This is a genomic window from Streptomyces sp. NPDC002817, assembly GCF_053592055.1.
Window position 1 is genome coordinate 40,567 of sequence record NZ_JBSFUY010000047.1, and the last position, 12,841, is coordinate 53,407.

13 protein-coding genes and 3 pseudogenes are annotated in these 12,841 nt (G+C 68.6%); 7 read left to right on the forward strand and 9 right to left on the reverse strand.

All coding sequences use genetic code 11. The features are described 5' to 3' along the window. The first annotated feature begins 85 nt into the window (after window positions 1-85). From ACWD3I_RS44915 to ACWD3I_RS44935, 5 genes are all read left to right on the forward strand, one after another. Window positions 86-763, forward strand: a complete 678-nt coding sequence (locus ACWD3I_RS44915; protein WP_365406855.1) for an aldo/keto reductase — start codon at window positions 86-88, stop codon at window positions 761-763. Next, the gene (locus ACWD3I_RS44920; protein WP_365406852.1) at window positions 763-1,275 is read left to right on the forward strand and encodes a hypothetical protein; all 513 of its coding nucleotides are present in this window, start codon (window positions 763-765) and stop codon (window positions 1,273-1,275) included. The genes ACWD3I_RS44915 and ACWD3I_RS44920 overlap by 1 nt, the downstream gene beginning before the upstream one ends. 136 nt (window positions 1,276-1,411) lie before the next feature. Beyond that, complete coding sequence (locus tag ACWD3I_RS44925; protein ID WP_365406849.1) at window positions 1,412-1,699, forward strand: hypothetical protein; 288 nt, start codon at window positions 1,412-1,414, stop codon at window positions 1,697-1,699. A gap of 384 nt (window positions 1,700-2,083) precedes the next feature. Beyond that, window positions 2,084-2,350 (forward strand): transposase, encoded by a 267-nt coding sequence (locus ACWD3I_RS44930; RefSeq protein WP_451084371.1) that lies wholly within the window; start codon window positions 2,084-2,086, stop codon window positions 2,348-2,350. Next, complete coding sequence (locus ACWD3I_RS44935; RefSeq protein ID WP_451084372.1) at window positions 2,316-2,870, forward strand: transposase; 555 nt, start codon at window positions 2,316-2,318, stop codon at window positions 2,868-2,870. The genes ACWD3I_RS44930 and ACWD3I_RS44935 overlap by 35 nt, the downstream gene beginning before the upstream one ends. On the opposite strand, the gene ACWD3I_RS44940 is transcribed toward ACWD3I_RS44935, so the two are convergent. The 3 genes from ACWD3I_RS44940 to ACWD3I_RS44950 all read right to left on the reverse strand — a co-directional run bounded on the left by ACWD3I_RS44940 (window position 2,818) and on the right by ACWD3I_RS44950 (window position 4,816). Further along, entirely contained in the window at window positions 2,818-3,363 is a 546-nt protein-coding gene (locus ACWD3I_RS44940) for a hypothetical protein (RefSeq protein WP_365406846.1), read from the reverse strand. The genes ACWD3I_RS44935 and ACWD3I_RS44940 overlap by 53 nt on opposite strands. Before the next feature lie 208 nt (window positions 3,364-3,571). After that, entirely contained in the window at window positions 3,572-3,979 is a 408-nt protein-coding gene (locus ACWD3I_RS44945) for a hypothetical protein (RefSeq protein WP_365406843.1), read from the reverse strand. Between the two features lie 390 nt (window positions 3,980-4,369). Beyond that, entirely contained in the window at window positions 4,370-4,816 is a 447-nt protein-coding gene (locus tag ACWD3I_RS44950) for a hypothetical protein (RefSeq protein ID WP_365406840.1), read from the reverse strand. Window positions 4,817-5,159: 343 nt separating this feature from the next. Here ACWD3I_RS44950 and ACWD3I_RS44955 point away from each other — a divergent pair. Next, window positions 5,160-5,250, forward strand: a pseudogene (locus ACWD3I_RS44955) (IS5/IS1182 family transposase); the annotation flags it as partial. Window positions 5,251-5,528: 278 nt separating this feature from the next. Further along, window positions 5,529-5,816: pseudogene (locus ACWD3I_RS44960) on the forward strand (IS630 family transposase); the annotation flags it as partial. An 82-nt stretch (window positions 5,817-5,898) separates the two neighbouring features. On the opposite strand, the gene ACWD3I_RS44965 reads toward ACWD3I_RS44960, so the two are convergent. The 6 genes and pseudogenes from ACWD3I_RS44965 to ACWD3I_RS44990 all read right to left on the reverse strand — a co-directional run bounded on the left by ACWD3I_RS44965 (window position 5,899) and on the right by ACWD3I_RS44990 (window position 12,654). Next, window positions 5,899-7,920: a cell wall-binding repeat-containing protein gene (locus ACWD3I_RS44965; RefSeq protein ID WP_365406837.1), complete on the reverse strand. Its 2,022-nt coding sequence runs from the start codon at window positions 7,918-7,920 to the stop codon at window positions 5,899-5,901. Between the two features lie 347 nt (window positions 7,921-8,267). Then, a pseudogene (locus tag ACWD3I_RS44970) lies at window positions 8,268-8,814 on the reverse strand (hypothetical protein). Between the two features lie 135 nt (window positions 8,815-8,949). Next, window positions 8,950-10,452: an FG-GAP-like repeat-containing protein gene (locus ACWD3I_RS44975; protein WP_365406835.1), complete on the reverse strand. Its 1,503-nt coding sequence runs from the start codon at window positions 10,450-10,452 to the stop codon at window positions 8,950-8,952. Between the two features lie 44 nt (window positions 10,453-10,496). After that, window positions 10,497-11,933 carry an integrin alpha gene (locus ACWD3I_RS44980; protein ID WP_365406832.1) on the reverse strand — a complete coding sequence of 479 codons (1,437 nt, stop codon included), beginning with the start codon at window positions 11,931-11,933 and terminating at the stop codon, window positions 10,497-10,499. A 197-nt stretch (window positions 11,934-12,130) separates the two neighbouring features. Beyond that, a complete protein-coding gene (locus ACWD3I_RS44985) occupies window positions 12,131-12,331 on the reverse strand; it encodes a hypothetical protein (RefSeq protein ID WP_365406829.1) in 201 nt (66 codons plus the stop codon). An 8-nt stretch (window positions 12,332-12,339) separates the two neighbouring features. Then, window positions 12,340-12,654 carry a hypothetical protein gene (locus ACWD3I_RS44990; protein WP_365406826.1) on the reverse strand — a complete coding sequence of 105 codons (315 nt, stop codon included), beginning with the start codon at window positions 12,652-12,654 and terminating at the stop codon, window positions 12,340-12,342. Between the last annotated feature and the right edge of the window lie 187 nt (window positions 12,655-12,841).

Below are 12,841 nucleotides of genomic sequence, written 5' to 3' on the forward strand. Positions count from 1 at the left end.
CCCGCCGGCATCATCACCATCGCCGGGAAACCCGTCTCCCGGCTGGGATTCGGCACCATGCGCCTGACCGGCCCCGGCACGTGGGGTGACCCGGACGACCGCGACACAGCTCTCAGCGTGCTGCGCCAGGCTGTGCACACCCACGGCCAGCCACATCGACACCGCCGATGCCTACGGTCCCCACACCGTCGAACACCTCATACGAAAAGCTCTGTACCCCTACCCCGACCATCTACTGATCGCCACGAAGGTCGGCATGGCTCGCCCTGCCCCCGGCCAGTGGAAGCCACTTGGCAACCCCTTCTACCTGCGAGCCAGCGTCGAAGCAAGCCTCCGTCGCCTGCACGTGGAACGGCTGGAGCTGTGCTACCTCCACCGCATCGATCCCGAAGTCTCGCGCGACGACCAGATTGCCGTGCTGCATGCCCTGCAGGACGAGGGAAAGATCGGGTACATCGGCCTTTCGAAGGTCACGCCCGAAGACATCCGGTACGTGCTCAAGTACCGGCCCGTCACCGCGGTGCAGAACGCGCTGAACACCACCGACTGCCACGACCCGGCCGTGGAGATGTGCCGCGACCTCAACATCCCGTACGTGGCCTACCGGCCGCTGGGCGCCGGTGTCATAGCAAGCGTCCACGGGCCCGCCGCTCCGCTGCACTGGCTCCTCTCCCAGGGCTCCCACATCGCCCCCATCCCCAGCACCAGCCAGTCCCGGCACCTCGACCAGATCGTGGCTGCCGTGCAGAACGAGCAAGCCTAGTGCCCACCGCAACGGCCACCGCGCCCACGCAGCGCAGCCGTCACGCCTCCTACGAAAACTGGCGGCCACCCGTGGTTGGCGTCTCGCTGCTCGTCCCGGTCGGAGCCGACTGCATCACCGTCGTCGACCTCCACGGTCTGCTGATGCTTCCCGTGGGCGGCGTGCGCGACGGGCAGACACCAGAGGAAGCCAGCTCCCAGATGCTTGCCCATCCCTATGGCGGGCTGAGGCTCCTGCGGCGCGTCGCCGTCGACTGGGTGCAGATGCGACGCCGAAAAGTAGTCACCCATGTCATGGCAGCCGCGCCCATGGCCCGCGACGAGGCCACGGCCCTGGTGTTTCGCGACCCTCGGGCCACCGTACGCGTCATGCCAACTCTTCAGTTCCTTGACCAGTGGACAACAGGTCGGGCGCGTCTACTCATCAGCCTGCAGGCCCTGGCGACGGGAGATATGGCCTGCATTGAGGACGGGGTCACGCACGCCGCGGTGCCCCCGGCCCTCGGCGCGTAGCGCTCCCGGGCGCGGCCGACTGCCTTCAGCGGCGGCTGTGCCCGGGAGTTGACGTAACGGAACAAGGCACTGCCGCGTCTCCCAGATTGAACATGGCCTTGGAGCGGGCCCGGAATTCTCAGGGAGAGACCTGCACGTGACCGACGAGTCCTCGTCCCGTTCCATCACTGCGACCAAGCACCACCACACCTGGGTTGTAGCAGCCGAAAGCGTCGTCGAAGAAGCCGTTGCCCGCGTTGTGGATTTTCGCGGCTCCTTCAAGACGAAGACCGAGCAGCGCATCGACGCCCTGGACACCTACTGCAAGGCCTGCCGGCGTCCCTTCTCCGAAGTCGCCGGGGAGGACTGCGAAGCCCTCGTCGACAAGGCACCTGATCGGCGGGGAGCGCGCCAAGCGCAAGCCCGCCCAGGCCGAGACGCTTGATCTCGTGCACAGGCATAGGGTGTTGAGGGACTGTTCGACGGACGGACGGTCAGAAAACGTTCCTCGAGCTTCCCGCAGACCCGCGCGTGCTGGAAGCGTTGACGACGATCAACTCAGATGACACCTCTGGCGCAGGCAGGCGAGAGACCACCTACGGTGCGGGAGTGGTGTGGCTGCCGTCCCGTTCGATGTTCAAGTGGTTGGTGCGGGCCGGGAACAACTGATCATCTGTCCTCGCTCCGGGCACGGGAGGCCCTGTTGTCGCAGTTGTACGCGCTCACGCCCGCTGTTCTCAACTCGGGCTCTCGATCGTGTGATTGCCTCGCGCACGTGTACGGGAATGCGACCGATCATCCCGATCGGGTGCGGCGGTATCCGTCGGACATGACGGACGCGGAGTGGGCGGCCATCCGGTCGTTGCTGCCGGTGCCGGCTTGGCTTCAGGGGCGGGGCGGGCAGCCGGTGGGCTACTGCCACCGCCAGCTGCTGGACGCGATCCGGTATCTGGTCGCGGGCGGGATCTCCTGGCGGGCGATGCCCGCGGACTTCCCCGATTGGGGCCGGGTCTACGCGTTCTTCCGCCACTGGCGCGAGCACGGGCTGATCACCGAGTTCCATGACCGGCTGCGCGGACAGGTGCGAGGGCCGTGAGGCCGAGCCCACGGCCGGAATCATCGACGCGCAGTCGGTGCGGGCCGCCGCAACGGTGCCGGCCGCCTCACGCGGCTACGACGGCGGGAAGAAGGTGCCGGGCCGCAAGCGGCACATCGTGACCGACTGCCTCGGCCTGCTCCTGGTCGTCGCGGTCACCGCCGCGAACATCGGCGACCGGGACGCCGCCGCGGGCCTGCTGACCCGACTGCGCCGTCTGCGTCGCGACATCTGTCTTGTCTGGGCCGACGGCGGCTACACCGGCGACCTCGTCGACTGGTGCCGACAGAAACTCGCCCTCACCCTGCAGATCGTCAAGCGCACCGACGACATGAAGGGATTCGTGGTGCTCCCCAGGCGTTGGGTGGCCGAGCGCACATTCGCATGGCTGATGAACTCCCGCCGCCTGGCGAGAGATTACGAAACCCTGCCCGCCACCAGCGAAGCGATGATCCGATGGTCGATGATCACGCGGATGAGCCGGCGTCTTGCACGGCCACCGGCCGCCGAACGGCGCTGAACGCTCCCGACGACTCCTGCACCAGCCACCCGCGCTCCGCCAGACGCCTGGCCTTCGAGCGCACTCCCTCGACCTTCGCCGGCGTCGTCTCCAAGCCCAGCTCCACCGCGATCTCCCTGGCCTTCAGCGGCCCCCTGCCCGCTGACTGCCCCTCCTCCAGCACACCCAGGAGCCGCTGGTAGTCCGGCGCCAGAACCGTCTCTGCCAACCCGTCCCGCCAGGGCGGCACCGTCGAGCCCGGCACGGGTGAGGACGCGGGTTCCCGCTCCGTCCCGGCCTCGGTCACGGCAGTCGACCCGGCCGCAGTGACCGCCAGGGCCTCGAGGAGTTCCTCCCTCGCGATCACCCTCCGGTCCAGCTCGATCTCCGCAGCCTCCAACACCCCGGCCAGCCGCGCGACTTCCTCCCGCAGGCCCTCCACCCGCACCCGGTCAGCCGCCTCTCGCTCCTCCAGCATTCCCAGCACCGACGCCACCGCGCACCCCTCGACCATCAAGCCGACACAAGACGCCGCATGCCTGCCTCACCCCGAGCGAGACCATGCCTGACCAGCAGGAATCACACGATCAAGTTCGGTTGAAATACGGCTTCTTAAACGCCAAGCTCAGGTGAGGTCTGATGCAGCAGCAGAGGGAACGCAGCACCAACGGGAAACCTGGCTCCCCCGCTCAGCCCGCCGCGGTCGGCATCAGGCAGTCAGCTCAGATTACCCGCGTACAGCCACTGCGAGTGCAGACCACCCTGGCCACCGGTTTGTTGTTCCCGTCCTCCATTGTGATGTAGACCTTCCGCACGCCGCCCTCCCACGGGATCGTCATCGATCCGGCGAGGGGCTCGTCCTGCCCGCCCGCCCAGGCCCACCAACTGTAGGGACGGTTGCTCTCCTCGAAGCCGTTCACCCCGTAGGCGTAACCCCGGCGGGCGTCGCTCGCCGCGTGGACCATGGCGTTCACGCTGGCGGTGTACCCGTCGCCGAAGTGGATGGTTCCGGCGATGGTGCTGTTGCCGTAGGCCATGCTGAAGGGCATCGTCACAGCGGCTTGCGCGGGCGCGGCGAACCCGATGGTCGCCATCAGGGCCACACCCATCGCTATCAGGGGCTTTCGCACGAGTCTTCCTCTTCGTCGGACGAGCAGGGGGCGAACGCAGCTTGCCGGCATGCTACTTGTGATAGGCCGTGAACGGGTCTGCTGCACGATCGGGTGACATCTGAACTGGCTTACTCTGAGTGCCCCCCAGGTTTCGGCTTTCGGTGGCGAAGGCGACCCTCCTCCGCCACCGAAAGCCGGTACTGGCCCCTTGAGTCGCAGGTCCCGCCTTGCGAAGGCCGTTGCAGCAGAGAGCGGCAGCAGCGGCGGCCACCCCGTTACTCGGCCCCATCGATCTCGGTGACAACCATCGCGCTTTGGCTCACCACTTCGCGTCGAAGGCGTGGAATCCGTGCGTGCCTGAGAATCGTTGCGCCCGTCCGGGGGGTGCTTCTATCTGTTCGGTCAAGGTCACACCGGCCAGAACTGGACCAGGAACCGTTCCACCCCGGCGGGCACCTCCTGCTGGGCGAGCTCGCGTACTCGCTCCTGCCCGCTCACGTAAGCGCGCACCCGCCACAGTGTGTCCGCCATCCCCAGTTCCACGACCGGCTCGCTCGGACCGCCATACGACCACAGCGCCATCTCCCCGGAGCGGCAATACCACTGGGTATCCGCGCTCGACTCCCAGATCTCCCGCTCGTCCGCCGACGGCTCCTGGTCCCACACCTCCGCGGTGAAGGACGCATGATGTGTGTGACCGCCGCTCCTGAAGCACAGACGCCGCTCACGCACTTCGAGGAGTTCAGCCTCAGCGGGCTCAGGACTCTCTGCGGGCTCCTCTTCATCGGCGTCCTCGGCCCACAGGGCGTAGAACTCGACATACGGCTCAAGTTCTTGACGCCTCACCACCGGCATGCCCGCACCCTTCGGTCAACGGTCAGTCAACGCTTCTGACCCTACCGAGATCCACACGCGCACGTCCGCCGACGGTGCTGTGAGCCGACCGCCTGGGAAGAAGTCCCTGGCCTGACACGCGCGGTGCACCGCGACGGCCGCCTCGGCCGTCGACGTCACGCTCACCCTCCACGAAACCGAGCCGGTACCCGGCGAGGGTGACTGGCAGGAGGTCGTGGAGGTTTCGGCGCACTCCGTCTCCGGCGACCTGGTGGTCCGCGGCACGATGGACGACCTGGACGAAGAGCTCCCCGTTCTGTCGTTCAGCGGCCCCGGCGACTACCGGCTGCGAGCGGTTCGGCCATGGAAAACGGTCTATGAACGCCACCGGCTGTGGTCGGCCGACGGCACCTGGGAACGCCTCCTGCAACAGGTCCAGGCCGCGGCCGGCGCGCAAGCACTCGAGGTCGTCGACGGCGAGGAGATCAAGCTCAGGTCCTTCCTGGACAACACCTGGCGCCGTGCGGTCAGGCTGCCGGCAGAGCGCTGGGCGGACCTCGATGCCCTCGGCATGCGCTGGTAGAAGGTGCGGCCGTGGGCGACAGTTGGGCATCCTCATGTCCTTGGCCCGGATTTGGTGGTGGCCGGCTACCTGTAGTCAGGCTAGAGATCTTTAAGGGTCTGGGTTACGTGGGGTTGTGACGGCTGTCGTAGGCCGCGCTATGCCGTAGAGATGAGGTGTCCCGGTGGTGGATGGCTGACGGCGGAGGAGCGGGTTCGGCGTGAGCGGGTCAGGTTGGCGGCCGCCGATCTGATCGAGGCCGGGGCCAGTGACGGGGAGGCGGCCCGGCGGGTCAGGGTGGCCCGGATGTCGGCGAACCGCTGGCGACGGGCGTTGGCTTCGGGTAGGCGGCAGGCCCTGGTCCCCAAGGGCCCCGGCTGTGCCCGGTGCAAGCGCGAAGCGCGCCAACTGCGTGTGCTGGAGGCTGTGTTGGATACGGGCCCGGCCTCTGCGGGCTGGGGGTGTGCTGGCTGCATCGGACATGCGGCTGCGCTGAAGACCCCGAGCGGCTGACCGGTCGGGGCCCTGCCGGCCGTGAGGGCTACCGCGTTGTCGCCACCCGCAGGGGCGCGAGGTCCGGGCTCGGCGTGGGCCCGGTGGCGCCGGGCAGTGGTTGCGTGGTCGGGATCTGCGATGCCACGCCCTTGTAGTACGACGTGTACACGTAGTTGGTGCCCACGCCGATGGCCGCGCCGATCTTGGGGATGGCGGAGGCGTCGACCGATCCCGAGCCGCCGAAGACGGCCACGTGGTACATGCTCGACGACATGCGCATCAGGTACCGCTTGGTGTCGGACGACAGTGCGGTGACGTCGGTCCACAGCAGCGGGCCGTGGGTGGTCATCGCCGAGGATGCGGAGACACCGCCCCGCCAGCTCCCCGCGGAGGCGACGGCGGCGTTCGACGGCAGCGACCACCACATGTCAGCGAGCCGCATGGCGTTCGACTGCGGCGTGGCGCCGGTGACGCGGTAGTAGCTGAACGAGCCGGGCCAGTTCGGCATCTTCCCGGCCTTGTACGCCTTGGTCAGCGCCGACTCGGTGTCGGTCCCCACTGTGATGATCTTCGTCGTGGCGGGACTGTACTTGTTGAGGTACCCGTGGACCGACGCGGTCATGGTCCCACCCTCGGTCAGCAGGACGGTCGCGGTACCGGCTGAGCCCATCGAACCGGCAGCGGAACTCGCCGCGAGGGCGTTGTGGTAGTCGGTGCCGGTTGCCAGGAAGACGTACTTCGGTGTGCTGGTGATGGCCTTGGCCACGGCCACCGAGGTCGAGTAGCGCGAGACGTCGGACAGCCGTTTGGCCACGTACCCGAGCGAGGTCACCTTGGACGCCACCGCGCTGCTGAGGATCTTGGTGCCGCCGACCAGGTACACCGTCTTGCCCTTGGGCAGCATGCGCTTGAGCTCTGTCTGCACCGAGGAATCCAGGACCGTCCCGGAGGTCATCAGCACCGGCCCCCGCTTCTTGCCGGCCAGCGATGTCGCGGTGGTGGCGTAGGCCGCGTCGGACTTGCTGATGAGCACGGCCGCGTTCGCGTTCGGCAGGCCGGCCGCACCGGCACCGACCGTGTTCCAGGTCCACTTGGACGACGCGATGTTGGTGTCGTAGGTGTCGGAGCCGTAGACCCGGGAGATCGCGTTGTTCCTCAGCGGCTGCCAGGCCACGTCGGTGCCGGTGTCCTGGGGTACCCGCGTCATCGTGCCCGTGCCGAGGTCGTGGATGCGCACCTGGGGTCCGTCGGCGACGTCGGGGTCGCCCGAGATGTAGACGTCGTACGCGATCCGGTTGCCCTGCGGCGACCAGGCGGGCCGATGATGGTCCACGGCGTCCGTGGTGAGCTGAGTGAGCCCGGTGCCGTCGGTGTTGACCTTGAACAGTTGCCTGTGCCCATCGACCGACCGGGTGAAGGCCACTGACCGGCCATCCGGGGAGATACTCGGGTCCTTGGCGTCGTCGGCCAGCTTGGTGAACGCCCCGGAGCGGCCGTCGTAGACCCAGACGGCAGGGGCACCCGCGGTCCCGCAGCTCGTGCCGGTGCGCACGAAGGCCAGCATGCCGTTCACCGCGCCGCTTGGCTCGGAGTCGCAGCCGTCGACATCGGTACCGAACAGGGCCTTCGGCATGCGGGTGCCGTCGGCTGCGGTCAGCCGCAGCCGGCCGCCGGCCGTGAAGACGATGTCGCCGCCGCCGTACCAGAAGGTCGGATCGGCAGGATGCCAGCCGCTGCCCGACGGCATGGCGAAGTCGACACCGGTGTCCTCGGAGTCGGCCCACGCCGTGCGGAGATGGTCGTCGTGAGGGTTCACGAAGGCGATCTGGCTGCCATCGGCGGACCAGGCGCCCTGGTGTCCGGTCGGGTGGAACTGGGACCACGATGACCCGTCGGGACGGACGAACGCCATCTGATCGCCGACGTCCGTGTAGAGCAGCTTGCCGTCGGTGGCCGGCCAGTTGCCGGGAACGGCGTCGGCCGGCCCGGGAAGCGCGGCGATGAGGCCCGCCGCGAGTGCGGCGGCAGTGGTGAGCGCCGCGGATCTGCGGCGCGTACGCAGGTTCAATGTGCCCCCATGGCGAATGGATGGCTGCCGATCCCCTCCCCCAAGGCGAATGGACGGCTTCACGTTCGTCCGCACGACAGCGGCGAAAGGATAGCCGCAGGTCACAAGCGCTGTGAAAGCAGGGGCTCCCGGCTTTGCCGGTCGGTGATCAAGCGGCCGGAACCTGGCCGACGGTGTGCGTCGCCACCTCGCTCATCGGGTTCGGCTGACGCTGCCCTGGCGAATGCGGCGAGCCCACGAGGGCCGCCCCGAAACCGTACGTCTCGCGTGCCATCGGCTACATGCCTCACGTGCGAAAGCGCTGTTACCCATGTTGCGCTGCAACGTCCTGGCCAGGCGCGGGCTCGTCATTCATCGGCTGTATCGCCTTGGCCGTCATGCCGTGAGTCCGCGTTCCACGCCGTGGGGAGATCGCTGCCGCACAAGACGCAGACGAAGTCGTCCTCACGGACGATGTTGTGCTCCTGGCAGTTGGGGCACAGCCGGAACACCACCTCGTGGGTGAAGCCGGAGGGCCGCCGGAGCTCTGCTGCGTCCAGAGCGCGGGAGACCTCCGTCCAGGAGGTGACGTCCGGGCAGCAGCCGGTGGACTGGTTGCCGACCTCGCTCACGGTCCACCGGTCTGCCCCACGTACGAAGCTGATCTCGCCGTCGCTCAGCCATGTCGCCGCCCGCGCAGGCCACGTGCTCGCTTCGCCACGGCGCCAGCCGAAGGACGCCATCCATGCCGACCACGAAGGTAAACAGTTCGGTCAGCTCCGTCGCCGATTGCTCCCTGATCAAGCCATTGAAGTCAGCCGCCGAGCCGATGCGACGCCCGCTGTCACCGGGCCGGACTGCCGCTTTCAGCTCGGCCGGCCCGACATATCGATAGCTCCGCCCCCACTCGCTCACGTCAGTCAACCTAGAGCACGTCCGCACGTCCGCACGTCCTCCTGGGAGCCCTTGGCGTTGCAGCCGAGCGAGGAGTCCCGGTGGTGGCGGCCCGGCTCCGGGGCACGCCGCCACCGCTGGTTGCTGTTCGGCTGGTCAGATGGTGGAGCGGGCCGCGGGGAGTGCCGCGCCGAATTCGATGTCGGTGTATTTGTACTTGAGTCCGGCGGCAGTTCCGCTGATGGCGGTGGATCCGCCGGTGAGGGGGCCGGAGGCGGATCCCCGGGCGGTCCACAGCGCGCCGTCGTGGTTCTCGCCGGGGGTGCCCGCCATCACCTCGGCCTTGCCGTCCTTGGTGACGTCGACGAGGTGTGTGGCAGCGCCGAGCTGGTCGCCGCTCTCGGCTGTCCCGGGGACGCCGCTGGTGTTCTGCGTGTAGGCCGTCGCTCCGGTCGTGGTCAGACCGGCGGCCGATCCTCGCAGCAGGGTCGCCCCGCCCGCGTACTGGGCGGACCCGACGGCCTCTCCCGGAGTGCCGACCAGCACGTCGGCGTACTTGTCGCCGTTGGTGTCACCGATGGCGAGGGAGGATCCGAACTGGTCGCCGTCCTCGGCCGTTCCGGGCACGCCCGCGGTGTCCTGGTGGATGACCTGCGGCTTCTGTGAGGGGGTGATGCCCTGCGCGCTGCCGTAGAGGACCTGGATCTCGCCGCCGCGGTGGGCGGGGGTGTCGCCCGGGTTCAGGGAGGCGTCGTAGGGCACGCCGGTGACCAGGTCTCCGTAGCCGTCGCCGTTGATGTCGCCGATCTGGCCCGACAGGCCGTCGGCGAGCGGGAGTTCGGTGTAGCGGCCGTCGTGGCCCTCGGCATAGACGGGTCCGCTCACGTCTCCGTCGGTGGGGCCGGGCAGCCAGAAGCGCTCGGCCCGTCCGTCGCCGTCGACGTCGCCGATGACGACACCGCGGTTGGTGCCGAGGGCGTTAACGAAGTTCCGCTGCGCCGCGGTGCCGGTGCGGGTGAACGGTCCGGTGTAAGTGGTAGCGCCGCAGTTGCCGGTGGCGGCGATGTCGGGTGCGCCGTCACCGGTGACGTCCCCGACGGCCAGACTTGCCGCGAAACCGCAGCCTTCGTCCAGTCCGGTGGGCGGGGAGATGGAGGCCGCGCCCTTGAGGCCGGCCGAGCCTCCCCACACCACGGTCAGTGAGCCGACGCCCCCCATGGTGCCGGCGGACTCGGACGGTGTGCCGATCAGCAGGTCGGCGTAGCCGTCACGGTCGAGGTCGGCCGAGGTGACCGCACGGCCGAACTCGTCCCATTCCTCCGGGCTGCCGGGGACTCCGGTGGTGGCCTGGGTGATGACCGTGCGGTGGGAGGCGGAGATGCCGTTCGCCGAGCCGTACAGCACGACGACCGCGCCGGCAGCCTCCACCGTGCCGTTGGCGGCTCCGGGGGCTCCGACGGCCAGATCGTGGTAGCCGTCGCCGTTGAAGTCGTCCTGCACTGCCGGGGTGTTGGCGCCGCGGTAGGGTGCGGCGGCTGCCGCGAGTCCGGCGGGCAGGACGACAGCGGTCAGCGTGGTGGTCGCGCTGACGGCGATCGCGGCAGACAGCAGGCGCGAGGAGGATCTGCGGCGGGGGCGAACGGGCGCGTGGTGCGTCATGACGGCTCCGGGTTCGGTGGCGTGCGAGAAGGGGCGGGGGTGCATCACGGACCGGTCACCACGCTTCCCAGGTGCGCGGCGCCGGCCGACCCGAGGCCCAGTGCGCCGGTGCTGACGCTGGTGGAGCCGGTCGCGGTGACGGACACGGCCGAGCCGCGCAGCGAACACAGCGCTCCCGCACCGCCGTTCTCGCCGGAGGCAGCCACAAGGAGGTCGCCGTAACCGTCCTTGTTGGTGTCGACGATCCGCACGGCCGATCCGAAGGCGTCGCCGGTCTCTGAGCTGCCCGCTACACCCGCGGTGTTCTGCGACCAGGTGCGGGCGTGGGCGGCGTCCAGTTGATCGGCGGTGCCGCGTACGACGGTGACGGCGCCGCTCGCGCCGTTCTCGCCCGGGGCGCCGATCACGAGGTCGGCGCGGCCGTCCTTGTCGGTGTCGCCGATCGCGACGGAAGCTCCGAAGCGGTCATTGGCCTCACCGGACCCGGGCACGCCCGCCGTGTCCTGGGTGATGGTCTGCACCCGGCTCGAGGAGCCCGAGTATCCGGCGTCGTAGTAGATGGTGACCTTGCCGCCGAGCGCTGCGCCCGGGCTCTGCGAGGGGTCCTCGGCATTGCCGATGACGAGGTCCAGGGAGCCGTTGCCGTCCAGGTCCCCCACGGCGGACGTGGTACCGGCGGGCAGGTCGGCATCCTCGAACCCGGCCGGGTCGGCGAAATAGGCGCGCGGGTCGTCCCCGGTGCCGTCGTAGCCCCAGCCGCCGTCGCCGACGCCCCGGCCGTGGACGATCAGGCGATCGTCGTCACTAGCGGGCAGATCGATCGCCGTGAGCGCGACGATGCCGTAGGCGGGGTTGAACGCGAACCCGTTGCCCGAGGTCCCCGACTGCCCGGACAGGTCGGCGGGCATGAAGGTGATTTCGGCGTCGTTGGCGCCCACGACGATCGACAGCTTGCCGTCGTTGACGGGGTTCAGGCCGTTGTAGGTTCCCACGGCAAGAGTCCGCCCGTAGGCGTCGTGAGACGACGGCCATGGGTCCTCGACCGGCTTCGCCTTCGTCAAGCCAGAGGATGTGCCGTAGACGACGGTGACCGAGCCGCCGCCGGCGTCCCCCGAAACCTCCTCGCCGGGCGAGCCGACCACGAGGTCGCTGTAGCCGTCCCGGTTGAGATCCGACACGACGACGGCCGCGCCGAACCGGTCGCCGGACTCGGCTGTTCCCGGGACGCCGGTCGAGTTCTGCGTCAGTACGGTGCGTCTGGAGGGATCGATGCCGTGCCCCGTGCCGTAGAGCACCACCACCGCCCCGGCCTTCGTGCGGCCCGCCACGGTGGCGTCCGGAGCCGAGATGACGACGTCGCGGTAACCATCCTTGTTCACGTCACCCGGTGTGCCGACAGCGGCCTCGGCACTCGCCATGGCCAGCGGTGTGAGGCCGGAGGCCAGCAGGGTGGCGGACATCAGCAGAGTGCGTTTACGCACGGGCAACTCCAGAGAACGCGACACGGGACGTGACAGGACACCGTCACAGACGTGCCCGCAAGACTCTCCAGACAGCGAAAGGGTTGTGCAGGTAGACGACATTTTCCGAAGCGATACGACCGGCCCGTGCGGCAACGTTGTGCCCGCCCGTACGGGGGGCCCGGCGGGCACAGTGTCAGGGTGAAGCGCTCCCTCGCCTACGAGGTCGGGCCGGCGCTCTCGCACTTGAGTTGGTCAGATATCTCGGCCCGCGTCATCACTTCCCCCTCGTTCGTCATGAACTCGTCGTTCTTGAGGGGCTCAGACGTCAGGCGCTTGAGGTCGATCCAGCCGTCTCTGCCGTGCTCCGTACGGCCCTGGGACGTCTCGGTGACCTCGACGTGGAATCCGTTGGGCAACTCCCCCTTCAGCGGTCGCTTCTCGGTCTGGAAGCTTCCGGGACTCCCACGGTGAACACTCCGGCTTCCACGGACTTGGAGGCCTGTCGGTCAGCCTGCCAGAGAGTCTTGAAGTCGATTTTCCCTTCGTCGTCAGCACGGGCATAGATAGCAGCGCCGCCGGACACGGTGTACCCAGGACACCGTGGGTAGGCGATCACGATGTCGCCGCCGGCCGTCTTCTTGTAGCCGAACTCCGCAGGGTTGCCGGGGTAGGTACACGCTGACATGAGCAGTGCACCGACGGCACCGGCGAAGGCCGTCCACGCCGGCCTGCCAATCACCGCTGGTCGTTGTCTCCGTGACCCCAACCGCGCCGCTTGTCGGCCTGTCGAGCAAGACCATCGCCGAGCTCACGCCATGCGTCATCGACGGATAGGCACTGTCTCTCAGATCCGGCTGTGAGATCGTCGTGCTCATGATCGAGGCTTGGGTGATCGATGACGACAGCAGTGTCCCTGCGTCGTCCGA

Bases quoted from the DNA above. Each gene is read 5' to 3' on its own strand.
- ACWD3I_RS44930 (WP_451084371.1), top strand. From the start codon at position 2,084: ATGACGGACGCGGAGTGGGCGGCCATCCGGTCGTTGCTGCCGGTGCCG.
- ACWD3I_RS44935 (WP_451084372.1), top strand. From the start codon at position 2,316: ATGACCGGCTGCGCGGACAGGTGCGAGGGCCGTGAGGCCGAGCCCACG.
- ACWD3I_RS44940 (WP_365406846.1), bottom strand. From the start codon at position 3,363: ATGGTCGAGGGGTGCGCGGTGGCGTCGGTGCTGGGAATGCTGGAGGAG.
- ACWD3I_RS44950 (WP_365406840.1), bottom strand. From the start codon at position 4,816: ATGCCGGTGGTGAGGCGTCAAGAACTTGAGCCGTATGTCGAGTTCTAC.
- ACWD3I_RS44975 (WP_365406835.1), bottom strand. From the start codon at position 10,452: ATGACGCACCACGCGCCCGTTCGCCCCCGCCGCAGATCCTCCTCGCGC.